Annotated in this window: 33 protein-coding genes; 5 read left to right on the top strand and 28 right to left on the bottom strand. The window is 48.1% G+C overall.

Annotation, left to right across the window (positions count from 1 at the left end; translation table 11 throughout):
* Positions 1-22 precede the first annotated feature (22 nt).
* The 21 genes from ACKKE8_RS13090 to ACKKE8_RS12990 form a co-directional block, all read right to left on the bottom strand.
* Positions 23-925, bottom strand: coding sequence for a polyprenyl synthetase family protein (locus ACKKE8_RS13090; RefSeq protein WP_409178525.1), 903 nt, complete (start codon positions 923-925; stop codon positions 23-25).
* Positions 922-1,176 carry an exodeoxyribonuclease VII small subunit gene (gene xseB, locus ACKKE8_RS13085; RefSeq protein WP_047068855.1) on the bottom strand — a complete coding sequence of 85 codons (255 nt, stop codon included), beginning with the start codon at positions 1,174-1,176 and terminating at the stop codon, positions 922-924. Before xseB ends, ACKKE8_RS13090 begins: the two co-directional genes overlap by 4 nt.
* On the bottom strand, positions 1,157-2,527 hold the full coding sequence (xseA, locus tag ACKKE8_RS13080; RefSeq protein WP_409178524.1) for an exodeoxyribonuclease VII large subunit: 1,371 nt from the start codon (positions 2,525-2,527) through the stop codon (positions 1,157-1,159). The genes xseB and xseA overlap by 20 nt, the downstream gene beginning before the upstream one ends.
* Before the next feature lie 113 nt (positions 2,528-2,640).
* Positions 2,641-3,495, bottom strand: coding sequence for a bifunctional methylenetetrahydrofolate dehydrogenase/methenyltetrahydrofolate cyclohydrolase FolD (gene folD / locus ACKKE8_RS13075; RefSeq protein WP_409178523.1), 855 nt, complete (start codon positions 3,493-3,495; stop codon positions 2,641-2,643).
* An 88-nt stretch (positions 3,496-3,583) separates the two neighbouring features.
* Positions 3,584-4,546 (bottom strand): O-sialoglycoprotein endopeptidase, encoded by a 963-nt coding sequence (locus ACKKE8_RS13070; RefSeq protein WP_409178522.1) that lies wholly within the window; start codon positions 4,544-4,546, stop codon positions 3,584-3,586.
* An 18-nt stretch (positions 4,547-4,564) separates the two neighbouring features.
* Positions 4,565-4,969 carry a transcription antitermination factor NusB gene (gene nusB / locus ACKKE8_RS13065; protein ID WP_069844622.1) on the bottom strand — a complete coding sequence of 135 codons (405 nt, stop codon included), beginning with the start codon at positions 4,967-4,969 and terminating at the stop codon, positions 4,565-4,567.
* Between the two features lie 47 nt (positions 4,970-5,016).
* On the bottom strand, positions 5,017-5,226 hold the full coding sequence (locus tag ACKKE8_RS13060; RefSeq protein WP_409179110.1) for a DUF2273 domain-containing protein: 210 nt from the start codon (positions 5,224-5,226) through the stop codon (positions 5,017-5,019).
* A gap of 15 nt (positions 5,227-5,241) precedes the next feature.
* Complete coding sequence (gene amaP / locus ACKKE8_RS13055; protein ID WP_409178521.1) at positions 5,242-5,799, bottom strand: alkaline shock response membrane anchor protein AmaP; 558 nt, start codon at positions 5,797-5,799, stop codon at positions 5,242-5,244.
* 152 nt (positions 5,800-5,951) lie between these two features.
* Positions 5,952-6,368: an Asp23/Gls24 family envelope stress response protein gene (locus ACKKE8_RS13050; protein ID WP_106652920.1), complete on the bottom strand. Its 417-nt coding sequence runs from the start codon at positions 6,366-6,368 to the stop codon at positions 5,952-5,954.
* 69 nt (positions 6,369-6,437) lie between these two features.
* Positions 6,438-7,793, bottom strand: a complete 1,356-nt coding sequence (accC, locus tag ACKKE8_RS13045) for an acetyl-CoA carboxylase biotin carboxylase subunit (protein WP_409178520.1) — start codon at positions 7,791-7,793, stop codon at positions 6,438-6,440.
* Between the two features lie 16 nt (positions 7,794-7,809).
* Positions 7,810-8,310 carry an acetyl-CoA carboxylase biotin carboxyl carrier protein gene (gene accB, locus ACKKE8_RS13040; RefSeq protein WP_409178519.1) on the bottom strand — a complete coding sequence of 167 codons (501 nt, stop codon included), beginning with the start codon at positions 8,308-8,310 and terminating at the stop codon, positions 7,810-7,812.
* A 207-nt stretch (positions 8,311-8,517) separates the two neighbouring features.
* Positions 8,518-9,192, bottom strand: a complete 675-nt coding sequence (locus ACKKE8_RS13035; RefSeq protein ID WP_409178518.1) for a SpoIIIAH-like family protein — start codon at positions 9,190-9,192, stop codon at positions 8,518-8,520.
* A 13-nt stretch (positions 9,193-9,205) separates the two neighbouring features.
* A complete protein-coding gene (spoIIIAG, locus tag ACKKE8_RS13030) occupies positions 9,206-9,901 on the bottom strand; it encodes a stage III sporulation protein AG (RefSeq protein ID WP_409178517.1) in 696 nt (231 codons plus the stop codon).
* Between the two features lie 31 nt (positions 9,902-9,932).
* Complete coding sequence (spoIIIAF, locus tag ACKKE8_RS13025; RefSeq protein ID WP_409178516.1) at positions 9,933-10,610, bottom strand: stage III sporulation protein AF; 678 nt, start codon at positions 10,608-10,610, stop codon at positions 9,933-9,935.
* Positions 10,611-10,618: 8 nt separating this feature from the next.
* Positions 10,619-11,803, bottom strand: coding sequence for a stage III sporulation protein AE (gene spoIIIAE / locus ACKKE8_RS13020; protein WP_409178515.1), 1,185 nt, complete (start codon positions 11,801-11,803; stop codon positions 10,619-10,621).
* A gap of 16 nt (positions 11,804-11,819) precedes the next feature.
* A complete protein-coding gene (spoIIIAD, locus tag ACKKE8_RS13015; protein WP_017247996.1) occupies positions 11,820-12,209 on the bottom strand; it encodes a stage III sporulation protein AD in 390 nt (129 codons plus the stop codon).
* A gap of 13 nt (positions 12,210-12,222) precedes the next feature.
* Positions 12,223-12,426, bottom strand: a complete 204-nt coding sequence (gene spoIIIAC, locus ACKKE8_RS13010) for a stage III sporulation protein AC (RefSeq protein WP_390296704.1) — start codon at positions 12,424-12,426, stop codon at positions 12,223-12,225.
* 16 nt (positions 12,427-12,442) lie between these two features.
* On the bottom strand, positions 12,443-12,961 hold the full coding sequence (spoIIIAB, locus tag ACKKE8_RS13005) for a stage III sporulation protein SpoIIIAB (RefSeq protein WP_012686020.1): 519 nt from the start codon (positions 12,959-12,961) through the stop codon (positions 12,443-12,445).
* The gene (gene spoIIIAA / locus ACKKE8_RS13000; RefSeq protein WP_409178514.1) at positions 12,949-13,911 is read right to left on the bottom strand and encodes a stage III sporulation protein AA; all 963 of its coding nucleotides are present in this window, start codon (positions 13,909-13,911) and stop codon (positions 12,949-12,951) included. Before spoIIIAA ends, spoIIIAB begins: the two co-directional genes overlap by 13 nt.
* A gap of 139 nt (positions 13,912-14,050) precedes the next feature.
* On the bottom strand, positions 14,051-14,530 hold the full coding sequence (locus ACKKE8_RS12995) for a CD1247 N-terminal domain-containing protein (RefSeq protein ID WP_409178513.1): 480 nt from the start codon (positions 14,528-14,530) through the stop codon (positions 14,051-14,053).
* Positions 14,531-14,608: 78 nt separating this feature from the next.
* The gene (locus tag ACKKE8_RS12990) at positions 14,609-14,872 is read right to left on the bottom strand and encodes a YqhV family protein (RefSeq protein WP_007725730.1); all 264 of its coding nucleotides are present in this window, start codon (positions 14,870-14,872) and stop codon (positions 14,609-14,611) included.
* Positions 14,873-15,020: 148 nt separating this feature from the next.
* Here ACKKE8_RS12990 and ACKKE8_RS12985 point away from each other — a divergent pair, with 148 nt between their 5' ends.
* The 3 genes from ACKKE8_RS12985 to ACKKE8_RS12975 are packed head-to-tail and all read left to right on the top strand — an operon-like array spanning position 15,021 to position 17,047.
* Positions 15,021-15,842: a phosphosulfolactate synthase gene (locus ACKKE8_RS12985; RefSeq protein WP_409178512.1), complete on the top strand. Its 822-nt coding sequence runs from the start codon at positions 15,021-15,023 to the stop codon at positions 15,840-15,842.
* Positions 15,833-16,549 carry a 2-phosphosulfolactate phosphatase gene (locus tag ACKKE8_RS12980; protein WP_409178511.1) on the top strand — a complete coding sequence of 239 codons (717 nt, stop codon included), beginning with the start codon at positions 15,833-15,835 and terminating at the stop codon, positions 16,547-16,549. Before ACKKE8_RS12985 ends, ACKKE8_RS12980 begins: the two co-directional genes overlap by 10 nt.
* Positions 16,550-16,585: 36 nt before the next feature.
* Positions 16,586-17,047, top strand: coding sequence for a DUF441 domain-containing protein (locus ACKKE8_RS12975; RefSeq protein WP_047068835.1), 462 nt, complete (start codon positions 16,586-16,588; stop codon positions 17,045-17,047).
* A 52-nt stretch (positions 17,048-17,099) separates the two neighbouring features.
* On the opposite strand, the gene ACKKE8_RS12970 is transcribed toward ACKKE8_RS12975, so the two are convergent.
* The 7 genes from ACKKE8_RS12970 to ACKKE8_RS12940 all read right to left on the bottom strand — a co-directional run bounded on the left by ACKKE8_RS12970 (position 17,100) and on the right by ACKKE8_RS12940 (position 23,559).
* Positions 17,100-18,791 carry a DUF4179 domain-containing protein gene (locus tag ACKKE8_RS12970; RefSeq protein ID WP_409178510.1) on the bottom strand — a complete coding sequence of 564 codons (1,692 nt, stop codon included), beginning with the start codon at positions 18,789-18,791 and terminating at the stop codon, positions 17,100-17,102.
* Positions 18,772-19,341 (bottom strand): RNA polymerase sigma factor, encoded by a 570-nt coding sequence (locus ACKKE8_RS12965; RefSeq protein ID WP_106837653.1) that lies wholly within the window; start codon positions 19,339-19,341, stop codon positions 18,772-18,774. The genes ACKKE8_RS12970 and ACKKE8_RS12965 overlap by 20 nt, the downstream gene beginning before the upstream one ends.
* Positions 19,342-19,763: 422 nt before the next feature.
* On the bottom strand, positions 19,764-20,618 hold the full coding sequence (gene ant(6) / locus ACKKE8_RS12960) for an aminoglycoside 6-adenylyltransferase (RefSeq protein ID WP_409179109.1): 855 nt from the start codon (positions 20,616-20,618) through the stop codon (positions 19,764-19,766).
* A 142-nt stretch (positions 20,619-20,760) separates the two neighbouring features.
* Entirely contained in the window at positions 20,761-21,318 is a 558-nt protein-coding gene (gene efp, locus ACKKE8_RS12955) for an elongation factor P (protein ID WP_188067987.1), read from the bottom strand.
* 41 nt (positions 21,319-21,359) lie between these two features.
* The gene (locus ACKKE8_RS12950; RefSeq protein WP_409178509.1) at positions 21,360-22,430 is read right to left on the bottom strand and encodes a M24 family metallopeptidase; all 1,071 of its coding nucleotides are present in this window, start codon (positions 22,428-22,430) and stop codon (positions 21,360-21,362) included.
* Positions 22,431-22,459: 29 nt separating this feature from the next.
* On the bottom strand, positions 22,460-22,900 hold the full coding sequence (gene aroQ, locus ACKKE8_RS12945; protein WP_047068826.1) for a type II 3-dehydroquinate dehydratase: 441 nt from the start codon (positions 22,898-22,900) through the stop codon (positions 22,460-22,462).
* A 140-nt stretch (positions 22,901-23,040) separates the two neighbouring features.
* Entirely contained in the window at positions 23,041-23,559 is a 519-nt protein-coding gene (locus ACKKE8_RS12940; RefSeq protein ID WP_409178508.1) for a YqhR family membrane protein, read from the bottom strand.
* Between the two features lie 118 nt (positions 23,560-23,677).
* On the opposite strand from ACKKE8_RS12940, the gene ACKKE8_RS12935 reads away from it, so the two are divergent.
* The gene (locus ACKKE8_RS12935; protein ID WP_017247982.1) at positions 23,678-24,625 is read left to right on the top strand and encodes a DUF1385 domain-containing protein; all 948 of its coding nucleotides are present in this window, start codon (positions 23,678-23,680) and stop codon (positions 24,623-24,625) included.
* A 36-nt stretch (positions 24,626-24,661) separates the two neighbouring features.
* Positions 24,662-25,021, top strand: a complete 360-nt coding sequence (locus tag ACKKE8_RS12930) for a hypothetical protein (RefSeq protein ID WP_409178507.1) — start codon at positions 24,662-24,664, stop codon at positions 25,019-25,021.
* Positions 25,022-25,052: the final 31 nt, after the last annotated feature.

The following is a 25,052-nucleotide window of genomic DNA, read 5'->3' as shown; positions in this document are numbered from 1 at the left end:
CGTATGGGTTGCCAGCTTTTACTTATTTATTGCGATCACGCACGTAGTCCGCCAAAGGGCTGAGTGCTGAATTCTCGATTCCCGCATCTGCAAGCGCTGCTTTTGCCTCCGCAATCAATTCGTCAAGACGTGCCTTCGATTCGGCTAGACCAAGAAGCGATGGGTACGTCGCCTTTTCCCGATCGGCATCGCTGCCAACTGCTTTCCCCAGCTCTTGGGCATCCCCTTCCACATTCAAGATGTCATCCTGAATTTGAAAAGCCAGACCAATGCAAACACCATAGCGTGTCAATGCTTCCATTTGGCCTTCGGATGCTTCTGCGAGGTAGCCTCCCCCGCGCAAGGCTGCGATCAAGAGATCACCCGTTTTGTGACGATGGATAAATTCGAGCTGATCCAGGTTAAGGCGCTTGCTCTCCCCTTCGATATCAGCCATCTGTCCGCCAACCATGCCAGTTGCTCCTGCACGTTTTCCCAGTTCCGCAATCAGTTTCACGGTAGTAGCCGCTGAAACATCAGCGCGATCCAGGTAAGCTTCTGCAATGTATGCGAACGCTCTAGTCAGCAAGGCATCTCCTGCGAGAATAGCTGTTGCTTCACCGAATACTTTGTGATTGGTCGGTTTTCCGCGACGAAGATCATCGTCGTCCATCGCAGGGAGGTCATCGTGAATCAAAGAGTACGTATGTATCATTTCCAAGGCAGCCGCAAATGCCACCCCCCGTTCAATCGGCTTGTCCAGCGCTTCGAGGACCGCCAACACCAACATGGGACGCAACCTCTTTCCGCCTGCCATGAGCGAATACTTCATGGATTCGTACAAGTTTTCCGGAACTCCTTGCTGCTCAAGCGCTGGCAAGAGTCTTTGTTCTATATAGGCGGTCTTCTCTACCAAATAATTCTCGAATGTATGCACGCCGATCATAATTCTCCTTCCACGCGAAAAGCCTTCTGCTTTACTTGTCCATCTTCTTCCACCAACTGGGTTATCTTCGCTTCGATCGCATCCAGCTTTTGGCCACAAATTCTGGAAAGAGTTACTCCTTCTTGATATAGCGTAATCGCTTCTTCGAGAGGAATATCTCCTTCCTCAAGTCGATTGACGACTTCTTCCAGGCGTTTCATCGCGTCCTCAAACTGCATATCCGTCTCTTGTTCAGTTTTCTTGCGAGCCATTCTGCTTCTCCTCCTCCCGGTTCACTTTTTCCACACGCGCAGTCGCACTGCCATCACTTAATCGTACCATGATCTCATCGCCAGGGGCAAACTGTTCCACCGATTTCACGAGTCTGTCATTGGTGTATACGAGTGAGAATCCACGCTGCATGACCTTCAGTGGACTCAGCGCTTCCAATGTAGCTACACGAGCTGCGAATGCCATTCTTTTTTGATTGAGACGACCCAGCATCCGTTCGTCCAAAGTGGCGCGGAGTTTAGACAGATTTTTTCTTTTATCCCCAATTTGATCAGCAAGGCGATAGCGCTTGATCTGTTCGTCTAATCGCGTATAGCGTTCGCGTCTTCTGTCCAGCAAATGCTTCATCGATTGACGCATCCGCAAATGTGCCCGATCCAATCGTTCTGCGGCTTCCTCCAGCCTACGCTCCGGTTGGCGCATCGCATACGAATTGCTCAAGCGTGTCAAACGGTTTCTCTGCTCTGTCATGGTGCCACGCACTGCTCGATGCATCCGTATTTCGAGCTGCCGCACTCTTTCGACCCATTCCAAATAATGCGGTACAGCCAATTCAGCAGCCGCTGTCGGCGTAGCTGCCCGGACATCTGCTACGAAATCGGCGATCGTCACATCCGTCTCATGTCCTACAGCGGAGATAACGGGGATGAGTGATGCAGCAATTGCCCTCGCGACGTTTTCATCATTAAACGCCCACAGCTCCTCGATGGAGCCACCACCTCGCCCTACAATGAGAACATCAATGTCAGGCTGATCGTTCATGATCCGAATTGCGGAGACAATCGATGCGGGTGCATCCGCACCTTGGACAACAGCTGGTGAAAGTACGATTTCAGCCTGCGGATACCGTCTGCGAATTGTTGTGCAAATATCTCGGATGGCAGCTCCTGTCGGAGAAGTGACAACACCGACACGTTTGGGAAAACGCGGGAGCATCCGCTTCCTCTCAGCTGCAAACAACCCTTCTTGGGCCAATTTTTCTTTTAGCTGCTCGAATGCTAAATAAAGCGAGCCGAGACCATCTGGCTGCATCTCTTTGGCGTAGAACTGATACGCCCCGTCCCGTTCGTATGCAGAAATAGACCCTCGTACAATCGCTTTTGCTCCATCTTTGGGCAAGAAACGCAGGAAGCGGTTATGACTCGCAAACATGACGACTTTGATGCGTGACTGCTTGTCCTTTAGCGTGAAATACATATGACCACTGGAGTGGTGGGTAAAATTAGAGATTTCCCCTCTCACCCATATATCTTGCAGGTGGGGTTCCTTTTCCAGCACCAGCTTAATATAACGATTGAGATCACTCACTGATAAGATATCTTGTAATGCCATGCGGCCCCTCCTTTACAAAAAACTTGGCTTTGGCGTGCATGTAACAAGGACAATGCAAAAGAATGGATAAAGCTTATGCCTTATCCATTCTATAATAAGTTGCCGATCTTCTTCTATTGTTTTGCTTGCTTTTTCGCTGCCGCAACGGTATTTTTCAGCAGCATGGTAATCGTCATCGGGCCAACACCGCCTGGAACTGGTGTTAAAAAGCTTGCCACTTCTTTGACCTCGTCGAACTTGACATCCCCAACCAGCTTACCTGTTTCGATGCGGTTCACACCAACGTCAATGACGACAGCCCCCGGTTTGACATGCTCCTTGCCAATCATATGAGCCCTACCGGTTGCAACGACGAGGATGTCCGCCTTTTGGGTGAATTCCTCTAGATTTTGCGTGCGAGAATGACACATGGTTACCGTAGCATTTTCCTGTTGCAGGAGCAATGAGACCGGCTTACCAACGATATTGCTGCGTCCGATCACCACTGCATGTTTGCCTGCCAGTGGGGTGCCTGTGCGCTTGATCAACTCAATAATTCCGTGCGGCGTGCAAGGAAGCAGCGTATCATTTCCCAATACCATGTTTCCTACGCTAATCGGATGGAAACCGTCCACATCTTTTTCAGGTGCAATGGCTTCAATTATCGCATGCTCTGAAATATGAGCAGGAAGAGGAAGCTGAACCAAAATCCCATTAACGTTCGGATTTTCGTTCAACTGTTGAATGATAACCAACAACTCTTCCTCTGTGATGTCAGCGTCCTTCATGATGATCTCGGATGAAATACCGACTTCCTCGCAGCCTTTTGCTTTCCCCCGTACATAGGAGTGGGAAGCCGGGTCGTCTCCCACAATGACAACGGTCAAACCCGGTACGATCCCTTGTGTTTTCAATTCAGCTACTTCGTTCGCCAATTCGGCCCGAATACTCTGTGCTACTTCTTTTCCCTGGAGAATGGTTGCAGCCATGGAGAAAATGCCTCCTTTATCAACGTTGATACGTTAAGTGTACCGATTTCCTCCTCAGCTGTAAAGCCGAATTATAAAAAGTTCGCTTTTATTTAATGTTCGTCTTTTGCTTCATCCACCCCAACATAGCGACTCCATAGGCATTATCACCGGAGTAAACAGGGTCACAGAAGTACAGCTTCGCCTTCACGGCAGGGTGTTCCAGGCGTTTGATCAGCCGCTCACGTATGTAATAATTAGCAGCTACTCCTCCAACAATCAAGATGTCCTTCGGGTAGCTTTGCTCTACTGCATGGCGCAATGACTTCTCTAGTGTATTGGCAATACATTGCTCAGTCGCCCGCGCAATCTCAGCAGGGCTCGTACTTCCCTTCTCCACTTCCCGCAAAAGCGAAGCTTCTGGACCAGAAAAACTAAAGGAAAGCCCGTCAACCGCCGAAGAAATCCGAAACGCACCTGTTGAGTCCTTGGCTAACTGCTCCAGTGCGGGACCTGCAGGAAAGGACAGACCGAGTGCCACACCAATCCGATCGACCAGCTGCCCAGCGTGCAGATCGATCGTCCCACCGATTTTCTCAATCGCATACCCGGCTGCATGACGCTCGCACAACAACAATTCGCTGGTGCCCCCAGACAAATGTACGGCCAAAAAGCGATCCTCTGTCGGACGCACCTCAGCGGTATATTCCCCTGCCGCGATATGTCCCTCTTGATGAGTCGTCAAGTGCAGGGGAACCCGCAAGTAAGTCGCCAACGATTTCGCCAAGCCCTCTCCTACCTTAAATACAGGCATATACGATCCATCTTGCGGACGCGGCTTCTCGCTCACACAAATCGCTGCAATCTCGTAATCCTTCCACTTCATCTCTTCACTTAATTCCGGCAGGTTCATCACATGCTGAAAGACGGCTTCGGATTGTTGCAGTCCGCGCTTGCCCTCCTTTACTTTCAGAAGGCGTTTTGCTTCTGCGACAATTCGGCCGTCTTCCTCAGCCAAGCACAGTGATGTCCGGTAATTGCTCGTGTCGATTCCCAACATTACCTTACTCATGCTTGTATCTCCTACCTATTACGCCTGCTTGGTTTCACGCGATTGCAAGAAGCTCGACAACACACCGTTGATGTATCGGTGGGACTGCTCGTCGCTAAAGAGCTTCGCGATCTCAATCGCTTCGTTCATCACGACTTTGTCAGGGGTGTCTTGCTCAAACATGATCTCGTAAAAAGCCAGACGAAGAATAGCGCGATCTACATTGGCGATGCGTTCCAATTGCCATCCACGCAGATACTTCTTGATTTCCGAATCAATCTCAGTCAAGTTTTTCAATACACCGTCGAGGAGATAACGCAAGTACTGCGCATTTTCCTCAGATTCTTCCATGACGAGGGCAACCGCATCTGTTAGCGGAACCTCTGCCATATCAATTTGGAAAAGACATTGGACTGCTTTTTCTCGTGCTGTTCTTCGTTTCATACCATTCATTCACCTACTAATTAGATTGAGCTCGGACCTTCTTTATGTCACCGAAACTTGCCTGGCAAAATCTTGTCGAGTATTTCACGCAAGTCTTCTTTATGATCGAGCTTGCGACCGATATAATAACCGGTCCCGACAAACACAACAAAAACCAGTGTATCCCAAAATCCCACGAGAAGGTAGATGATGCCGAAAAAAACTCCGGCCAAAATCCCCATTAGCTTCCCCTTGTGTTCCCGCATTAACTCCCACATCTTGGACTTCACCTTCTATTCCACCCGTTTACGAGCCGCGTAGTTTTCCTGCTGAGCTACTTCCGTCACAACAATGACCACCTCGGAAATGACAACACCAGCAATCCCCTCGACTTGCTCCTTCACGTCAGCCTGTAGCTTCTGTGTCAGTTCAGGCAATGGCGTTTCGCCATCTACCGAAACACGCAGGGTGATAATATTGCCGCTCTCGAGTGCTTTGACTGTCGTTTTCATATCGCGCACTCCTTTAACACGGCGGGCTGCACGCTCTGCAATGGTCTGGATCGTCTGAATCGTAATGTTGACCTCACCCAAATCACTGCGCTGACGGATTCCCCGTTCTACTTTAGGCTTGTTAGAGCGGAAAGAACTGAAAAAGAAGCGAAGGCTGACTACGAGGAAAATAATCGCGACAATGAGGTAGGTGATATTCGTACCCGCCAGCACCTGATCCACGTATGGACGGAAAAAATCTGGATGGATCAATCCGCTGGTCGCTGCTATCGCGATGCAGGACAAAATAATGAGCGCAAAGCTATAAATCGTCAAGATAAAGCGGTCAAACAAGTTCACAAGCACCTCTCCTTTCAGCCATGTTTGAAAAAGGAGACAAACACGGCACACTCCGGACAACTCCATGAATTTACGCTGAAAGCCTAAACAAAATCACGTTTTCAAATGAGGAAAATGCCCCCTGTTCGTAGGGGGCATCCATCCGCTGCTAGTTAGCGCACGCGCTGGTGTTCTTCAACCGGTACTGGTGCCGGTGCTTTTTCTTCAGCTTTCAACTCAACATCAACGATATGTACGTTTACTTCAACTACCGAAAGACCTGTCATGCTCTCAATCGCATTGCGTACACTATCTTGAATATTTCGAGCGACTTCCGGGATGCGATGTCCGTATTTGACAATGATCGAAACATCAACCGCTGCTTCGCGGGAGCCAACCTCTACACGCACACCACGTGCTATATTTTTACGGCCTAAACGTTCAGCTATTTCTCCTACGAAACCGCCGCTCATTTGCGCCACACCTTCTACTTCGGACGCAGCCATGCCGGCGATCACTTCTAATACTTCGGGAGCGATCTGGACCTTACCAAGCTCTGTTCTATCTAAATCTGGAGTAAATTCTTCCATGCTTCGCACCTCCCTCTAATTTGTAATTCATTATACCAAGCGCACCGTATTTTTACAAATCAGCCCTACTTACTCGTCATCCAGGTTCAAGTCGTAGGTTTCCAAGAATTTCGTATCGAAATTGCCGCTGACAAATACTTCGTGCTCCAATACCTTCAAATGGAATGGAATCGTTGTCGTAATACCCTCTACGACGAATTCGCTCAAGGCACGCTTCATACGGTCAATCGCTTCGTTACGATCCTTGCCCCACACAATCAGCTTGGCGATCATAGAGTCGTAGTATGGCGGAATGGAATATCCCGCATACGCTGCACTGTCTACACGCACACCAAAACCGCCTGGCGCCAAATATTCCGTGATACGACCTGGCGAAGGCATGAAGTTTTTCGCAGGATTCTCAGCATTAATACGGCATTCAATCGCCCAGCCATCCAATTGGATATCCTCTTGTGTAAAGGACAATGGTTGGCCTGCCGCTACGGTCAGCTGCTCCTTGATCAGGTCAAAGCCAGTCACCAGCTCGGTTACAGGATGCTCTACCTGAATACGTGTATTCATTTCCATGAAGTAGAACTGTCCGTGTTTGTCCAGCAAAAATTCGACAGTTCCCGCACCGTGATAGGAAACGGCTTTTGCCGCAGCAACAGCAGCATCACCCATTTGTCGGCGCAGCTCTTCACTCAATGCTGGAGATGGCGCTTCCTCGATCAGCTTTTGGTGACGACGTTGGATAGAGCAGTCGCGCTCACCCAGGTATACGGCATTGCCATGCTTGTCTGCCATGATTTGAATTTCCACATGGCGTGGGCCTTCCACGAACTTCTCCAAGTAAACCCCTGGATTGCCAAATGCCGTTTTTGCCTCGTTTTGCGCCTGACGGATCGCTTTTTCCAAATCTTCGTCGTCAACGGCTACGCGCATCCCGCGTCCGCCACCACCCGCTGTCGCTTTGACCATGACAGGATATCCAATCTCGTTTGCGGTGACTACAGCGTCCGCCACATCTTCGATCAGCCCTTCCGTACCTGGTACAGTAGGTACACCTGCCGTTTTCATCGTATCCTTAGCTGTGGACTTGTCCCCCATCTTCACAATTGCTTCTGGGTCTGGACCGATAAAGGTAATGTTGCAGGCAGTACAGATTTCGGCAAAGTCGGCGTTTTCCGCCAAGAAGCCATAACCAGGATGGATGGCGTCTGCCCCTACCTTGGTCGCTACACTCATGATGTTGGCTATATTCAAATAGCTTTCCTTGGATGCCTTTGGACCAATACAGTAGGCTTCGTCGGCCAGCTTTACATGAAGCGCTTCACGATCCGCTTCGGAGTAGACGGCGACCGTACGAATGCCCAGCTCGCGGCATGCCCGGATAATACGCACGGCAATCTCCCCGCGATTGGCAATCAATACTTTTTGAAACATTCCGCTCTCCCCCACCTTATTCTGGCTTCACCAAAAACAATGCTTGGCCATACTCAACCAATTGACCGTCTTCTACAAGCACTTTCACGATCTCGCCGCTTACTTCTGCTTCGATTTCGTTAAAGAGTTTCATGGCTTCCACGATGCAAACCACTTTGCTCGCATTCACTTTGTCACCAGCTTGTACGTAAGGCGGCTTGCCTGGTTCTGGTGAGCTATAGAAAGTCCCTACCATCGGAGATACAATCTTGTGGAGATTTGCGTCATCCGATGCTTGTACAGCTGCTACTTTCGGAGCTTCTGCTGTGACTGGCGCTGCCGCAACAACTGGCTGAGCCGGGATATGTGCTACTGGTGCTGCAACAGGAGCTTGAACCGCTGGTTGCGTGACGACAATCGTTTCCGTACCATTGGATTTTTTCAGAGACACCTTGGCACCCTCTGTTTCCAAGTTAAATTCTTGAATGGATGATTGATCAATTAACTTGATAATTTCGCGGATTTCATGCATTTTCATTACGAACAAGCACTCCTTCTTTTCTTTCAATAAGGTTCGTGGAGTCCATTATGTATCCTTTTGGCAAACCATAAATCCATGGTAGCCTGTTGCCTAAACCACGTCAAGAAAGGATTTCCCCGCTTCTTTTCCAACAGAAGCGAGAAAATCCTTACCATCATGCCCGTTTCTCCTATCCCTTATAACGAGAAAGTACCGCAGCTTTTATTAGGAAGACTTGTATTGTACGTTAATGTTTGTCGCCGGTATATTCAAGTGCTGCTTCACGTTTGCAATGATTTCCACGACCTCGTTGGCGCTCAATTTATCTTTTTGTACGATGACTGTCGCCTTGTCATGTTGGACAGTAACAACCGCATCCTGATAGCCACTCGCCTTGAGCATTTCTTCTGCTGTCATCGTAGCACTTTCCATGGTGGACAGTTCTTCAAACTTGGCCATCGCTTCTGCTACTGCCTGCGGAGAGGAATCCGTGCTGTTTACAATTGCGAGCTGTTCGTCTTTTTGTTGCTGCAGCATGGCTTCGCGTTTCATTTTGTAGCCTTGGAAGATTTCACTCGCCGTTTCTGCTACTGGGACGACCGTGTTGGTTGCGGCTGGTTTTGCTTCTGGTGCAGCAGGAGTTTTGGCTTCCTGCGTGCCATTTTTTTCGTCTACCGGAGTTGCCTTTGGAGCTTGATCGACAGGAGTTGCTTGTGGGGCGTGATCTACTTGCTTCGATTCAACAACCACACCGGAAATTTGCTCTTGTTTCTGGACGGCTTGCTCTTGTCCTGATGTTGGGACTTGTTCTTGCGGCCCCTTCACCAAGTAATAACCGGAGAGCACAACCATGACAGCAAGCATTGTCAACAACCATACCGTTTGCTTTCGCAGAATCATTCGCCATTACCTCCTACCCTTTTTTGGGCAAAATGGATATTTTATAAGCGGGAACATCCAAAACCTTTTGAACGGCTTCAGTGATCCACGCTTTAACCTGGATGTTATCGGCCCCTTTAGCTACTACCAGGACCCCGCGGACTTTCGGCTTCAGCGTCTTCACAATAACGGGGGCATCTTGCTTGCCGCCTTGCACGATGACGACCTGCTCATCTCGTGACTGGTCATTTTGATTGCGGGTTGCCTTTTCTTTGTCCATTTCCTGATTAGTTGAGGAACGAATGTTGCGGTTTTTTTCCACAACCAGCTCTGGTGTTGATTCCAGATTGACCATGACCTCTACTTCGCCGACGCCGACAACAGAAGCGAGGATATCGCGAAGCTGTGTCTCGTAAATGTTTTCATATTCTGCAATGACATCGGTAGTCGGTGATCCCCCCAACACCTGGGAAGTCGCATCGCCTCCAGGAGGACCTGGCGCCTCACTCCCTATATCTCCAAATCCGAGTGGCTGGTCTTTTTCCACTCTGAGGAAGTCTGTCAGAATCATGATGGCTACGCCAATTCCCAATATGACGATGAAATAATGCAGCGGCTTCAGTTTTTGGTTTTTCCCCTTGCTCCCTACTACGATTTTCTTTTCTTCCTGCGTCGTCTCGCCTTGTTGCTTCATGAACAGACTTTTCAGCTTTTCCCATAATTGGTTCATTGTTTTCACCTCGCTTCACTGACTGTATCCGCTACTGTTTCTCTCTTTCTCTCGATTCGTCTTTGATGACGACCTGACTCTTCGAAAGCCCCCACTCTTTGGCGACATCGTTTGTGATTTGCGCGTAAAGTGGATTGTCATGATGGGCTGTTGCTGCAATATCTGATTTGGGATCAGGTTGTATCTCAATGGGTTCGCCAATCGTAATCTCAACAGGCTGGACAGGTTTAATCGGTTCAATCGTGCTCTGCCCTTTTTGCTCTTCCTTGTTCGCGTCACCGACTACCAGCTCGATTCGCTCAAGGGTTGGCTTTTCCGGATTTTGCTGATTGACGGTAATCGTGACATCTTCGACTGTTACGCCGTACTGCTCTTTGACACTGGCTTTTACCGAGGACGCTACCTGTGACTGGACGTAAGCGGTCATTTGCTGGTTTTGTTGACCGAGCAGCTTGTCAGTGATACGTTTCCACTCTGCCGAGGCAGGCTTGTTCAGCTCTTGTTGGTAGCGATCCAGACGAAAGGCCAAATCTTCCTGCGAGAGGCTGAACAGACTAAACACGGGAGAAATGATCGTCAGCAAGAGAATCAAGCCCATCACCATTTTTACGTAGCGTTGCAGTGTCGTATTGGGCAGAATCAGATCGAGGAAGGCAGCCAAAAGGACGAGCAGGATAATTTTTTTCAACCACAGTGTTAACCACGTCATCTCATCACCTACCGAACCATCATGGAGATGTTGCCCGCCGCAATAATGATCGTAATCGCCAGAAAGAACATCAATCCAACCGTTGCCAAAGCAGCGAAGACAAACAAAAGACTTTTCCCAATCGTACCTAACGCGCTGATGATTGGGCTGTTTCCAAGCGGTTGGAGTACGGCAGATGACAGATTGTAGATGAGAGCCAGTACCAGTATCTTCAAAGCCGGAAACGCGCATAGCATGATCAGGATCAAAACTCCCGCCAAGCCCACGGCATTTTTGACCAGTAGCGAGGCATTGAGTACGGTATCTGCCGCATCGGAGAACACACGACCTACTATCGGGATGAAATTGCCCGTGATGTATTTCGCTGTTCGGAGCGTGACCCCGTCCGCAACAGCCGAAGTCGCTCCCTGTATGGAAATGATAGCGAGAAAAATTGTCAGAAATGAGCCGAGGACACCCATTGCAATATTGCGAAGCAAGGTGGCTAACTGTGTAACTTTGTACCTCTCTGAAAACAGGCTGACGATCGAGAGCATCGCAGAGAGAAACAGTAGCGGAAACACGACGTAAGAGATGATCATGCCGCTGGTGTTGATCATGAAGATAATCAGCGGGTGAAACATCGTGGCGGATGCCAGATTGCCTACCGAAGCAAGCAACGCGATGACGAGTGGGATCATGGCAAGCATGAAATCGGACATGTTCGCGATTGCGTCTTTGGCATAGGTAATGGCGACATGAAAGCTGTTGATCGCGAGTACCATCAAGACGAGATAAGTAATCGAGTACGCCACCGTCGATACCGCATTGCGTTCAAAGGCGTTCTGCATCGTTTCGAGAATCATCGCAAAGACCGTAATGATAATGATGGAGCTGAGCAGCTTGCCATTCATCAAAATCTCATGAAAGATGAATTTGCCCATTCCTTGCAGAACTCCTGAAATACTGAAATCACCTTGCTGCATGAGGATTTGGATAAAGCCTTCCGATTTCAAATCGGGCAAGTACCCTTTATAGTCGCGCTGCAATTGTTGCCAATACTGTTCGACTCGGTCTAGCTGCAAGTGATCGACCTGTTGTTGCACAATTTGATTGATCGGACCGGCTGCGGGTGTCACAGCAGCAGACACGGCAACTGGAAACAAGGCAAGAAGCAGGAACAAGAACAGGATCAGCTTGCAAGTGTGTGCCATGGACATCCCACCTCCCTTATGCCGGCAACAAGTCGATCACTGTTTCGATAATGATTTGGATGATCGGTACAGCCATAACCAGTATGAGGACTTTTCCAGCGAGCTCGATTTTCGAAGCAATCGCACCTTGTCCAGCATCTCGGGTCATCTGTGCACCGAATTCAGCAATGTAGGCAATTCCAATGATTTTTAGAATCGTTTCCAGGAACACAAGGTTCAAATCTGCTTGAACCGCCAATTTTTCCAAAACCCGAATGACATCTGCTATTTTTCCAACGAGAAAGTAAAAGATGATGACTCCGCTCGCGATCGCCAGCAAAAAGGCGAACATCGGCTTCTGTTCCTTAATGACTAGCGCGAGAATCGTAGCCACCAGTCCTAGTCCGACAATTTGTACAATCTCCATCTGGAGCCCCTCCTCAGTTGAACAGGAAGACGCGTTTTACCTCGGAGAACAAGTCACCGATGTAATGGGACACCATGTACAGGACGATGATGAATCCGACCAGAGTTGCCCAATGCGCAATATCTTCCTTGCCCGCCTGCTTCAGGATTGTATGCAGGATGGCTGTTATGAACCCTACTGCTCCTATCTGGAAAACAGGTGTCAAATCAAAATCCACTGTGAACACCTCGCCTTTAGAACATCAGGATGACGACCAAGAGTCCACCTAAAAAGCCCAAACTCTTGTACATTTTTTCGTACTTTTCCTGTTCTGCACGAGCCTCCTCTTCCAGCCCTCGCAGGTGGGTGACAGCTAGGCGCAAATGCTTTTGCTGGTCTTCCCGATCGGATGATCCGAGTACCTGACCAAGACTCTCAAGCACCTCTCGCTCTTGTCTGCGCAAGGCGGTTTGGGTCCAGAGTCTATTCATAGCCTGTTGCAACGCCTCTTCAGCCGAATGCGCCTTTTCTGTCTGCAGGAATTCAGCGGCCAGAAGAAATACTTTCCCTACCTCTTCGGAGACGCGATGACCAACCTTCACAAACGCCCGCTGTAATGGAGTCATCCCGAACACGATTTCCGTTTCGAGCATTTGCAGAGCAACGAGCAGAGCCCGAAGCTGAACGGGACGATTCGCGTAATACTTGCCGATCTGCCAACCAACCATCGACGCCGAAAACAGGATGAGTACGGCTCCCATCAGCTTGACCATGCAACCTTCTCCCTTTCAACCAGGTTCATGCTTTGATCGTAGATGGCCTGGATTGTTCCGACACCTTTTGAGCGGCTAAGTACGATATAGCGGGAAAAGGCACCATATCGAATCAGCTTGCCTAGCATGGGGCGTTCGGCTACTTGCTTGACGCTCGCTCCATGCGCCGAGCAAATGACGGCTACACCTGCATGAATCGCTTCCCAGACTGCGTCGCCATCCTCCGTTCTTCCCACCTCGTCCACAATCAGAACATCAGGAGACATAGAGCGAATCAGCATCATCATCCCTGCTGCTTTTGGGCAAGCATCCAGCACATCCGTTCGTGGACCGACGTCGCGTTGAGGAACTCCTTGCAAGCATCCCGCCAACTCAGAACGCTCGTCCACAATTCCTACCTTGCGACTGGAAGACCACTCGCTCCCGTAGCTGATGGTTCGCGCCATATCACGCAACAAAGTTGTCTTCCCGCACTGAGGTGGGGAGATGAGCAGCGTGTTTTGCAATTTGCCTTCCTCAAACAAATACGGCATGACCTTCTTGGCCGCGCCTTTTTTCTCGCGGGCAATCCGGATGTTGAAGCTAGTCACATCTCTGATTCCCTTCACTTCACCTTTGTCCAGCACCACTTTCCCCGCAATGCCAATGCGATGACCGCCAACCACCGTGATATAACCCCTTTTCAACTCTTCTTCCAAGGCATAGAGAGAATGCTGGCTGACCTGGTTTAACAGCTTTACAGCCTCTTCTGCTGAAAACAGCCATCCTTGGGCAGGTATCGAGGTGATTTGCCCCGACGATGTCACATAGCTGGATTGTTGACCAAACCGGACTTCTAGCGGCTGGTTTTGCCGAAGCCGAATCTCTTCCAGATTCTCTCTTACCGCGATAGGAAGGGCCGTCAAAATCGTGCGTAACGTTGCTGGCAAAATCGCCAATATCTCATTCATCAGGTACCCTCCTTTTGCAGCATTCTGCCTTTGTCCACTTTGACTTACCTCCATCCTATGCAGAGGTGGACGAGATTTATGCAAAAAAAATAGCTTGCTCTCGTGCTAGAACGCGAGTAGCAAGCTTTTCCTATTAGGATCATCGATTATCCGTTTTCTTGTTATCCACTGGCTCTATTACATAGTGTCTGAAGCCTTCCCCATCTTCGCCCTCATGCAGATAGATTTCTTTCTGGCAGCTCGGGCATGCGAACTCGTAGGTCGTATCGAGATGAGGATCTACTTGTCCTTCATAGAGTTGCGCGTCTTCATCATCATCCAAATCGTAGAAAGTCGCGTACTCGTCGTCATCGTCCTCACAATCGACAATGGTTTCATACAAGTCATCATCATCTTCAAAAAGGTAGAGCTCAATGTCCTCTAAGTCTTCATCCAAGGCCTCCACATAATCCTCTGCCTCTTCCACTCGCGAGTGAAGCTCTCGTAGCTGACCCTGCACCTCGCCTAGAATCTCAATCATCTCTACCATAATTTTTCCTTCGGGGCTCTTGTCCCCCACTTCCAACCCATCTGCCAACCCTTGCAAGTATGCGATACGATTCGCCAATGATTCTGGCATCCACATTCCCTCCCATCCAATCTCTCCCACATATCGTTCCCCATCATGATGGCATTTAACAATGGAAGGAAATGGGCATTACTTGCGGACGCCAATCAAGATGCAGGAGATTCCGACCAGAATCCAAGCAATTTTGGCAAAGCTAACCCGATCCGACATGCCTAATAAACCGATTGTCGTGGTGGTGATCAAGATGATTGGACCGACAATCGCAAGACCTGAGTTAATAAGCAGAGCTTTTTCGACTTGGTTCACTTTCAAAATGAGCAAAGCTGCAATGATCTCGATACTGCCTGAAAAGACCCTAAGTGCCGCCATACCCATAATTGCTTTTTCCAACATACCGTCTCGTCCTCCCCTCCTTTCACTCTATGCCTGTACCACATCATTTCAGCACTTTTTGAATCATCTCTATAGGCTTTTGCCCTCACTCCTCCCCTTCACTGGGCATACACTGAACCATACGCCTAGAGAAATGAGGAACTTGCCGATGATAGAGTGTGATCAGTCGTTTTTGCCTGAAAGCTGGGCAAATCCGTCCGGGCAATTTCGAGAAAAGCCCCGTACGAAGGGCTTAACCATGGTCATTGACAAAGGCCTTGGACTTACCGCTTATTCCGACTTGTTAGCGCTGGCTGCTCCTTATATCGATCTATACAAACTCGGTTTTGGCACCATCGCTCTGTACCCCCTCGAAATACTCAACCAGAAATTAACCCTCGCAAAACAATTTGGCGTACACATCATGCCAGGAGGAACTTTTTTTGAAATCGCCATTCGCCACAATACGATTGCAGATTATATGAAGCTGATTCGCTCTCTCGGTTTTTCTGCGGTAGAAATATCCGATGGAACGTTCCCTTTATCCTTCGCACAGCGTCAGGAAGCCATCAATTACGCCCTAGACAATGATCTGGTGGTCTATACAGAGGTTGGAAAAAAAACGGCCGAGTATCGCGCATGTCGAGATGAATTACTGGAGACGCTTAGCTTCGACCTGCACAATGGTGCCAGTCACGTTATTGTGGAAGCGAGAGAGAGTGGCACTGTCGGCGTTTGTGACGGGGACGGCAAGATAGACGATTCCTTCGTTCGAGACATTGTCTCGGCAGCAAAAGAAAAAGCCTCCCGACTGATCTGGGAAGCCCCACAAAAAGATCAACAGGTCTGCTTTATTAAGGCCATTGGCAGCGACGTTAACCTCGGAAATATTGCCTCTACGGATGTATTCTCTGTAGAGACATTACGGCGAGGATTGCGCGGCGATACAGCCCTGCTCATGGATAGAAGGAGGTGTTATCCGTGCGAATAGAAGTCGTGCCGACCGTGGAAGAGATTCGTTTTGAACAGATCAGCAATCATGTTGTCATCGTCATCGATGTGCTTCGTGCCTCCAGTACGATTGTCACTGCATTAGGTAATGGATTTCGCAGCGTCATCCCGGTCGAAACAATAGGGCAAGCGAACTCCCTCCGCACGGGCGACTGCATTTTGGCCGGTGAACGCCACTGTAAGAAAATCCCCGAATTCGACTGCAATAACTCACCAACCGAAATCGCAGCACTGGGGAAAACGGGGAGCCAGCTTATTCTGACCACGACGAACGGAACTCGCGCGATCCAAAAAGCAGAACGCGCCTCTGCTCTCTTGATTGGCTGCTTTTTAAATGCCACTGCATGCGTGCGGCACGCTCTTTCGTATCAACTCGATATTACGCTGTACTGTGCAGGTACCCGGTCGGAATTCGCTCTGGAAGACGGTCTCGCTGCTGGCTTGATGATTGCCCAGGCACAACAATCGTTACCGAGCATCCAAATTTGTGATTTGGGTGAAGTGCTAAAAGCGAGCTACCTTTACTACGCTGGAAAACTGAGCGAGCTGTTACCCCACACGACAACAGGAAAAAGGCTCATCCAGCACCATCTCGCAAGCGATATACGGTACTGCGCTCAAATCGATCAGTATCAAATCGTTCCCTATATCAAGGAGAAACGCATACTCCCACACCTTGTCTCATAATGTGAAAGGAGAACAGGGACAGGGGTTATGATGCCAATGATGTCTGGAGAAGTGATGCTCGTCATCCTGATCGTTATCGGTCTTATTGGGCGCTCACCGATTATTGCCACTGCCGCGAGTATATTGTTGGTGTTGAAGTTAACGGCGCTGGAGCGTTTTTTCCCAACGGTAGAACGTCGCGGTTTGGAGCTCGGCCTGCTCTTTTTGACCATTTCCGTACTGGTTCCATTCGCCAGCGAAAAAATATCGTGGAAAGACGTCACGCCTCTTTTCACTACGGTCGTCGGCTTAACCGCACTGGCTGGTGGGGCCATTGCCACCTGGATGAATGGAAAAGGACTCGATTTGCTACGCTCTGAGCCACATATGATTGTCGGTCTGGTGATTGGCTCGATTATTGGCATTGTGTTTTTCCGGGGCATTCCCGTCGGGCCTTTGATGGCTGCGGGCATTACTGCCTTTGTGTTGAAGCTGTGGGAGTGGTTTGGAAGCAAATAAAAAACGAAATCCCCCTCTTTTATATGACGGAGGGGGATTTGACTATGTTGTTTTAGTGTTTGGCGTTATTGGACATCTCAAATGGAACTTCCCAGTTGAGGTCTTGATATTGGCGCTGCTGAATAGCGTGGGACAGCTTTAATTCTTTCGGCTGTTTTTCAAGGTCGCGGATGAAGAATGTTCCTTCTACGTGCACGCGCCCATCTTTACCTCGCTTATAGGTTCCGCTACGGGAGACATTGTACTTTTCTTTAGATTCATCCTCTGCTGACCATTCGCTCGTGTCAACAATCCCTTCTGGAAGAATGGCCGAGAACGAGATCAGTGCACCTTTTCCAAAATAAGTCTCATTCCCGATCTTTTCTTCTCCCTCCGTCGTTTTTAAGGTAAAGCCCGTTAAGGTATAGGTACTGTCACTGTTCGTCACGGTTACCTTATCCTTTAACAAGGTATCAACCGGAATGGTTGCCTGAAATTTCGATGGCTCATACAGGTACAGGGAGTGCATTTTTAATTTGTACGTTTGATCCTTTGCCAGTGGGGTTATTCCATTCCATTTCGTAACTCCTTTGCCGTCATCATGCACTTTTCCTCGATACGAGTGCTTTACGTTGTTCTTTCGAATTTGGTTAAGTTCTTCATGCAACGCATCGTCCCATCCTGCTACCACATTCCCTTTTTCATCAAATATTTGGAATGCTACTCCCAAGTCGATGAAATACCTCTCCATCCTCTCGGCTTCTGTGAATGCACCTGTTTTTGGCTCTTTTACAATCCAGCCGTTTTGCTCTTTCCATTTTTGGATTTGTTCTTCTCTTTCTTTTGTCCAGTCTATTTCCAACTCCATCATACTTGTGCTCGGTACCGTCATAATGTTTTGCAACATGATCTCGATTCCATGCGGAGTCATATATTTTTGTCCAATCTCGGTGTAGTTTGCCACTGCCCTTGCCTTTTTCATATCAACTGGAAACTCTACCTTCCAGCTACCTTCTTTCCCACCTAACATGGTTGCTTCGACACCGATGACCATCTCATCCGGTAATGACTTGCTATCTTTCAGGAATCGGAAAATATCATGGCTGACGACAAGATACTCTCCTTCTTCACCGTAGGAATAACCCCCTCCACCAGGATTCAGGTCTTCACCTGACTTGGTTTTGTAAGTAAGGGACAATGCGTTTTTTTCCATATCAAACGGGATACGCTTACCGTTTTGATCCACGATATTTGCAATGATCGCCATCCGCGCCGGATCCGCAACCACTTCTTTTACAACCAGTGTAATTCCTTGATCCGTCACCTTTTTATTGATCTCCTGGACATAACCCTTCTCCGCTGCCTGCTTCATTCCTTGGTCGATGCCTTGTATGGATTGGATGACACTGTTTACGTAGCTCGCAAAAGTCGGAGACACCATGGACCCAAACGTAATGATTGCCGTGACACTCGCTACTGCTAACGCGGTTTTCTTCAAAATGTTTACACTCCTTTTTTTCCAATCTGGTTTTGGCTTTGGCAATTTCACTTGCTCTAACGCCGTCATCACCTGGGCAGTAAAATCTGTGGGCAACGCGCTTGGAACGTGCAGGCTCGGGAACTCCTCGCCGCTATCCTCTTCCTCCATCATCTGTTGCTGACAGAGCAGGCACTCTTCGACATGTCCTTCCAGCAGTCTAGCTTCACCTGCAGATAGCTCACCAGTCAAATACTTGCGCAACTCTTCAGTTTTGGAGCAATTCATAGATAGCAGCACCTCCTGACATTTCTTGCGCGATACTAGCCCGGAGCTTTTTCTTGGCGTGATGGATACGCATTTGTACAGTTGTGACCGGAACATGCAAAATCTCGCTAATCTCTTTGTAGCTCATCTGTTCCAAGTATTTCAGCAAAAACACAACGCGGTATTCTTCGCCCAACGCCATGATTTGCTGCTGCAAGGTATCTTGCTTTTCTTTTTCCAAATAAGCTTTTTCGGGTGTATCGGATTCAATCAGCCTTGTCTCTTCCAAAGGTGTTTTGGCGTAGTGCTTGTTCTTGCGCCACGCGTCTATACACAAGTTGGACGCAATCCGATACAACCAGGCCAAAAAAGCATCTGTCGGCTTATACTTATCCAGTTGACAGTACGCTTTGATGAAAGCCTCTTGTGTCAGGTCTTGGGCATCCTGTTGCTGCCCCGTCATTCGATAAAGATAGCTGTATAATCGATCTTTGTACTTGTCGACCAGGTGCGCGTAGGCATCCCGATTGCCTGTTTGTACCTGTTGTATGAGCAACCAATCATCCTGCAAAGGAAATCCTCCCATTTCAAAAAAGTTCGCTGCGCAGCGTTCGTTTTGGCAGGCTCATATGGATTAACGGATCATTTTGTATTTTCTTTCCATAAATTGATTACTTTTTTAAAAAAGTTTGAGTCAACATAGTGGAGGAGAAGAAAAAGCACAGTTCTCTTCGACTCTGACACGCCAGCAGGGGGGATTGACTGTCCGTCTCCACTTCAAAAAGGGGACCGTCGAGCCAAAGCCACCCTACGGGCGGATGTTTCTCCACGAAGAAGTGTTCGACAAGCGTGGTCCCCTTTTTGAAGTTCCGACTGGGTAGGCGTTGTCAAGGTCTGCGAGCCCTGTGCTTTTTCTTCTCGCCAGCTTTGGTGGTCGATTGATACCATCCAAAAAGAAAACCGCCCTTGATAAAGGCGGTCGAGTTCCATCCATTACTTCCAAGAATGGTAGATATTTTCCGCATACTTGGTAATAGCTTCATCGTAAGCTGGGTACGGATATCCGAGACTTTCTGCCACCGCTTTAGAGTACTTTCGAAATAGCTCATAGCAAGTGAATAGCGATTCCCACATGTCTACGTAGCTATTTTCGCGATAACTGGATAGTAAGGATTCCCAATCTTCTTTTGGAAGATGGTGATCGATAAATTTGTAGTTTTTCCCGACACTAAGGGTAAACCCTTTCTCACACCCGATTTGCCAAGCCATCATTCGTAGCAAATTCGGTCGGGCAATTTCGTTGAGATGGTCAATCGCAAACAGGATTTCTTTTCTCGCCAGACCTTTGACAACGTAAGTAGAGACCATCCAAAATTCATTGCAGCAGTCATCAAACTCTCTAGCAGTTGGCTTCCGGGTCCAATATTGACGATCGGAAGCGAGCACCTCGTGTTTGATAAGCTCGTCCTTATCCAGCAAAACCTCAACTAGGCCGTCGCTATCTGCAAAATACTGCTCTATCTCGTCTATCGGAATCAGCGTCAGATCTACTTTATTTCCATCCTCAAATAGCATAAGATACGAAAACCAATTCCCTAACTCGGATGGAAAAAGCTCCATATCTTCCGGTTTTTGCATCATGATTCGATTCCCAAAAACATCGAGCCATTGATCACTTTCCTTGAAAGAATCCATTTCTGTTACAAAATACGAAATATCATAATCTTGGAATGGATCAGCGGGTATATTTTTGTTCGTGCGTGACCCTTCCAAGGTTACCAAACGGATTCGATCATCCTTCCTGGCGAAATCGATCAGCATGCTCATCATTTCTTGTTCCGTTCTCAAAGCCACACCCCTCCACCTTACTATTTCCGTATCACTTAATTTAGTGCAATTACATAATTTTTACAATACTACATCGATATATGAAATCAAATAAAAAAAGCTGCACCCAAATGGGCACAGCTTTTTCTTGCAATCCGTACTTTTACGCGCGGGAAACGTATGCTTCCGTACGAGTATCGATGATCAGACGCTCTCCTTCTTCTACGAAGAGAGGAACGTTTACTACGAAACCAGTTTCTAAGGTTGCTTTCTTTGTTACGTTAGAAGCAGTGTCACCTTTTACACCTGGCTCACATTCTGTTACAACGAGTTCAACAGTATTCGGCAATTGAATACCGATTGTTTCTCCGTTGTACTGCATGATTTGCACGTTCATGTTTTCCTTGAGGAAACGCAGTTCACGCTCAATTTGCTTTTGAGTGAACGTCATTTGCTCATAGGATTCTGTGTTCATGAAAGTGTACTCGTCTCCGCTCGCATACAGATATTGCATCGTGCTGGATTCGATGCGGGCAGGGTTAACTTTTTCACCGCCACGGAAAGTCATTTCCGTCGTGTTACCGCTGCGCAGGTTGCGCAGTTTGGAGCGAACGAAAGCCGCACCTTTACCTGGTTTTACGTGTTGGAATTCAAGCACGGTATAAATATTGCCATCCACTTCGATTGTCAAACCGGTACGAAAATCGTTTACAGAGATCATGGTAGTCCTCCCAAATCAATCAATAACAGAATAAGTATAAATTACACAGGCAAAATGAGCAACTCTTTCGTAGACTTGTTCAGGTTCTCATGACCATCCGCTGTAATCCACACATCGTCTTCGATCCGTACGCCGCCAAGACCTGTTACGTAAATGCCTGGTTCCATTGTTACGAGCATACCTGGCTCCAATACGAAGGTACTTACAGTCGACAGCCCTGGCAGCTCGTGAACTTCCAGTCCGAGACCATGACCTGCGCTATGTCCATAGGCATCGCCATAGCCTGCTGCTGTGATAATATCTCTCGTTGCTGCGTCCGCGTCTTTTGCGGATACGCCTGGCTTCAGTGCTTCTAAACCTGCGAGCTGTGCAAGCAGAACGATTTCGTAGATTTTACGCATTTTCGGGTCTGGCTCTCCCACAGACAACGTACGTGTGATATCTGAATTGTAGCCCTGATAAGCAGCACCAAAGTCGAGTGTAACCATTTCCCCTGCCTGAATCACTTTCTCGGAAGCTCTTCCATGTGGCAGAGCACCGCGCACACCCGACGCTACGATCATATCAAATGCAGAGCCTGTCGCTCCTTGTTTGCGCATGAAGTATTCCAATTCCAAAGCAACATCGGATTCACGCACCCCTGGCTTGATGTAGCCTTGAATATGCGTAAATGCTGCTTCCGCGATACGAACCGCTTCACGAATAATAACCATCTCGGATTCGTCTTTAAACATGCGGATTTTTTCAAGCAGACCGCTTGTTGGCACCAGCTCTACTCCGTCAAACCCTTTGTTCCATTCCTGATAGGTGCTAAAGGACACGCTGCTCTCGAATGCCAAGCGCTTAATCCCTTTTTCTTGCAGGAGCTTTGCCATCGCTTCAACAGCTTTTCTCTCGTTATTTACCACCGTAAAATCAGGTGCTTGTTCTTGCGCTTGTTCCACATAGCGGAAGTCAGTGACGAGAAACGCCTCTGTTTGGGTGACAATTACCCACCCCGTTGATCCGGTGAAACCACTCAAGTAGAAGCGATTCTCTGTTTTTTCGGTAATAAACGCCTCTGCTCCAACTTGTGTAAGTGCCTCGCGCAATTTATGCAGACGTTGTTTCATGGCAGCCTTTTCCCCTTTTTTGAAAGCTTTTATTTTTTTTCGATTTTACGGACGAGCGCTCTTAGTGCCCATTCATATCCATCGATCCCCAATCCCACAACTTGTCCAATCGCGATAGGAGCGATGACTGAATGATGGCGAAATGGTTCCCGTGCATGAATATTGGAAATATGTACTTCAATTGTTGGTAGAGCCACACTGGCCAAAGCGTCTCTGATCGCATAGCTGTAATGTGTAAATGCCCCTGGATTGATCAAGATGCCGTCATGGACACCTCTCGCCTGATGAATCGCGTCGATGAGGACACCTTCGTGATTCGATTGGAGATGCTCAAGCTTTCCGCCCAACTCATCCATGACACCCGTCAGGATTGTCACCACATCCTCCAGCGTTTCCCTTCCGTAAACATCCGGCTCCCTTGTCCCCAATAAATTCAGGTTGGGTCCGTTTAGTACCAAGACGGAAGTCATCGACCATCCCTCTCCCTATAAAAGTTTTTTTATTAATGAAACATTTTACCACAAGCTGGTCTGATTCCATAGTAGGCAATCATCCGGCTAACATTTCGAACATTGTTACATCCATTTTGACAAGGAACGGAGAAATCCTCCTACCTTGTGGACTCATTCCATGCATGATTCTCGTCTGATTGCTCGAGTATGATTGTCATCCCAATGAACAAGCCAAACGTCAAATACCAAGCGCCTTCCGTACTTAAAGTGGCAATCTCCCAATTTCCGATATGAAAGAAGAAACCCGCTATCCCTAACATGACTGCCCCGTAGACGAGTCCCAGCCACCATGCACGAATCCGACTAAAAAGCAAGCTGAACACAAATGAAGCAACGGCTGTTTCAACGAACAGCACGATCCCACCAAGGCACACGCTCGCAAACGTATTTTCATCCTCGATGTTGATAAAGGGACGTGCAAAGGCTCCAACTCCGTACGGGGTCATGTTTAAAAAGTGCACCATCAAACGAACGAGTCCCCAAATGATCGTTCCCCAGAATGCGACCTCCAAAATCTTTGTAGTGGAGATTCTTTTACTCCTTTGCCTGCCTTCTTCTGTATGGGATACGCGCGCTTGCTTGTGCTTTCGTCCTGTTTTGCTTATTTCCAATTCCATCACCTCTGTTCTCTAGTATGCTCTTCCTCAAAGCTTTTCACTTTTGCTTTACATTTGTTGGAAAAGTGCGAACTCCTTGTAGCTTCAAGTCGCCATTTCCGTTAATATAGTGGTAAGGATGGTGATTGTATTGGCGCAACAAAACGTACCTAGCTACGGCGGTCAGGCCGTCATCGAAGGAGTTATGTTCGGTGGCAAAACCATGACTGTTACGGCTGTTCGCAAAAAAAATCATGAAATTGAGTATTTTGAATCCCCACGATCGGAATATAAATGGATTACTACGCTGAAAAAGATTCCGTTTGTGCGTGGGATTGTTGGTTTGGTCGAAGCCAGCGCCAATGGGGCCAAACATCTCAACTTCGCCTCTGAACAATACAGTATGGAGTCTGGAGAAGAAGTATCTGAAAGTCCATCGAAGCTCACCATGATTTTAGGTGTTGCTGTCGTCGGGGTACTTTCCTTCCTGTTCGGGAAATTCGTATTTACACTCGTTCCCGTTTTCCTGGCTGACTTTTTACTCGGAAAATGGGTACCGGATGGCGTTCCTCAAACGTTGGCTGAAGGCGGATTTAAAATCTTACTCCTCCTCGGCTACATTACTGCGATTGCACAAGCTCCGTTGATTAAAAGGCTTTTTCAATACCACGGAGCCGAGCATAAGGTGATTAACGCATTCGAATCCGGGGTAGAATTAACAGTAGCCAATGTACAAAAATTTTCCGCTCTGCATTATCGTTGCGGGAGCAGTTTTCTCATTTTCTCCGTGTTCGTCGGTGTCGTGATTTACTCACTGTTCAGTTATGACTCCCTGACGGAGAGGGTCGTACAACGCATTGTTCTTTTGCCACTGGTAATCGGGGTCTCTTATGAGGTTTTGCAGTGGACAAACAAGCTCCGTGATGTGCCAGTCCTACGTTACCTTGGTTATCCAGGATTGTGGTTGCAAAAGATCACGACACGTGAACCAGATGACAGCCAAGTCGAGGTAGCCATCGCTTCCTTCCAAAAGATGCGGGAGCTTGATCAGAAGCACGTGCAGGAAAGAATGGTTACGACCGGATAACGTGAGGCATTTTTATTCCCATAGAGGTGAAGCCCTATGTTACGCCGCATTCCACCAGTGATACTGATAGTGATCGTATTGGCGATTTACGGATTTTTGATAACACTCATCAATGATCCTGTCAGTACGATTATCATCTTGGGATTATCCGTTGTACTTTTCTTGGTCGTGCGCAACTATTTACAAACTGGCTCCTTCTTTTCACAAGGCGCAGGCTCTGGCAAACCTAGACAGCCAAAGGTCAAGGTGAAACCAAAGCCCTCCATTGCTCGGCAAGCAGTGAAAAAGCAGTCGACTACCCCGAGAAAAGATCATCCGTTTCGTGTGATCGAAGGCAGCAAAGGGAAGCAAAAAGAGAAACAAGACGAAAAATCGCAAAATAATATCTCTCACTAATAAAAAAACAGGTTGCCTGAATCGGCGACCT

The sequence above is a fragment of the Brevibacillus fortis genome, assembly GCF_046196545.1.
Classification (GTDB): domain Bacteria; phylum Bacillota; class Bacilli; order Brevibacillales; family Brevibacillaceae; genus Brevibacillus; species Brevibacillus fortis_A.
The sequence above is the reverse complement of the archived record's forward strand: the minus strand, read 5'-3'. Positions and strand labels throughout refer to the sequence as shown.

Excerpts from the sequence above, each read along its gene's own strand:
- ACKKE8_RS13090 (WP_409178525.1), bottom strand. The coding sequence starts at position 925 with ATGATCGGCGTGCATACATTCGAGAATTATTTGGTAGAGAAGACCGCC.
- xseB (WP_047068855.1), bottom strand. The coding sequence starts at position 1,176 with ATGGCTCGCAAGAAAACTGAACAAGAGACGGATATGCAGTTTGAGGAC.
- xseA (WP_409178524.1), bottom strand. The coding sequence starts at position 2,527 with ATGGCATTACAAGATATCTTATCAGTGAGTGATCTCAATCGTTATATT.
- folD (WP_409178523.1), bottom strand. The coding sequence starts at position 3,495 with ATGGCTGCAACCATTCTCCAGGGAAAAGAAGTAGCACAGAGTATTCGG.
- ACKKE8_RS13070 (WP_409178522.1), bottom strand. The coding sequence starts at position 4,546 with ATGAGTAAGGTAATGTTGGGAATCGACACGAGCAATTACCGGACATCA.
- nusB (WP_069844622.1), bottom strand. The coding sequence starts at position 4,969 with ATGAAACGAAGAACAGCACGAGAAAAAGCAGTCCAATGTCTTTTCCAA.
- ACKKE8_RS13060 (WP_409179110.1), bottom strand. The coding sequence starts at position 5,226 with ATGTGGGAGTTAATGCGGGAACACAAGGGGAAGCTAATGGGGATTTTG.
- ACKKE8_RS13050 (WP_106652920.1), bottom strand. The coding sequence starts at position 6,368 with ATGGAAGAATTTACTCCAGATTTAGATAGAACAGAGCTTGGTAAGGTC.
- accC (WP_409178520.1), bottom strand. The coding sequence starts at position 7,793 with ATGTTTCAAAAAGTATTGATTGCCAATCGCGGGGAGATTGCCGTGCGT.
- accB (WP_409178519.1), bottom strand. The coding sequence starts at position 8,310 with ATGAAAATGCATGAAATCCGCGAAATTATCAAGTTAATTGATCAATCA.
- ACKKE8_RS13035 (WP_409178518.1), bottom strand. The coding sequence starts at position 9,192 with ATGATTCTGCGAAAGCAAACGGTATGGTTGTTGACAATGCTTGCTGTC.
- spoIIIAG (WP_409178517.1), bottom strand. The coding sequence starts at position 9,901 with ATGAACCAATTATGGGAAAAGCTGAAAAGTCTGTTCATGAAGCAACAA.
- spoIIIAF (WP_409178516.1), bottom strand. The coding sequence starts at position 10,610 with ATGACGTGGTTAACACTGTGGTTGAAAAAAATTATCCTGCTCGTCCTT.
- spoIIIAE (WP_409178515.1), bottom strand. The coding sequence starts at position 11,803 with ATGGCACACACTTGCAAGCTGATCCTGTTCTTGTTCCTGCTTCTTGCC.
- spoIIIAD (WP_017247996.1), bottom strand. The coding sequence starts at position 12,209 with ATGGAGATTGTACAAATTGTCGGACTAGGACTGGTGGCTACGATTCTC.
- spoIIIAB (WP_012686020.1), bottom strand. The coding sequence starts at position 12,961 with ATGGTCAAGCTGATGGGAGCCGTACTCATCCTGTTTTCGGCGTCGATG.
- spoIIIAA (WP_409178514.1), bottom strand. The coding sequence starts at position 13,911 with ATGAATGAGATATTGGCGATTTTGCCAGCAACGTTACGCACGATTTTG.
- ACKKE8_RS12995 (WP_409178513.1), bottom strand. The coding sequence starts at position 14,530 with ATGCCAGAATCATTGGCGAATCGTATCGCATACTTGCAAGGGTTGGCA.
- ACKKE8_RS12990 (WP_007725730.1), bottom strand. The coding sequence starts at position 14,872 with ATGTTGGAAAAAGCAATTATGGGTATGGCGGCACTTAGGGTCTTTTCA.
- ACKKE8_RS12985 (WP_409178512.1), top strand. The coding sequence starts at position 15,021 with ATGATAGAGTGTGATCAGTCGTTTTTGCCTGAAAGCTGGGCAAATCCG.
- ACKKE8_RS12975 (WP_047068835.1), top strand. The coding sequence starts at position 16,586 with ATGATGTCTGGAGAAGTGATGCTCGTCATCCTGATCGTTATCGGTCTT.
- ACKKE8_RS12970 (WP_409178510.1), bottom strand. The coding sequence starts at position 18,791 with ATGAATTGCTCCAAAACTGAAGAGTTGCGCAAGTATTTGACTGGTGAG.
- efp (WP_188067987.1), bottom strand. The coding sequence starts at position 21,318 with ATGATCTCTGTAAACGATTTTCGTACCGGTTTGACAATCGAAGTGGAT.
- ACKKE8_RS12950 (WP_409178509.1), bottom strand. The coding sequence starts at position 22,430 with ATGAAACAACGTCTGCATAAATTGCGCGAGGCACTTACACAAGTTGGA.
- aroQ (WP_047068826.1), bottom strand. The coding sequence starts at position 22,900 with ATGACTTCCGTCTTGGTACTAAACGGACCCAACCTGAATTTATTGGGG.
- ACKKE8_RS12940 (WP_409178508.1), bottom strand. The coding sequence starts at position 23,559 with ATGGAATTGGAAATAAGCAAAACAGGACGAAAGCACAAGCAAGCGCGC.
- ACKKE8_RS12935 (WP_017247982.1), top strand. The coding sequence starts at position 23,678 with ATGGTGATTGTATTGGCGCAACAAAACGTACCTAGCTACGGCGGTCAG.
- ACKKE8_RS12930 (WP_409178507.1), top strand. The coding sequence starts at position 24,662 with ATGTTACGCCGCATTCCACCAGTGATACTGATAGTGATCGTATTGGCG.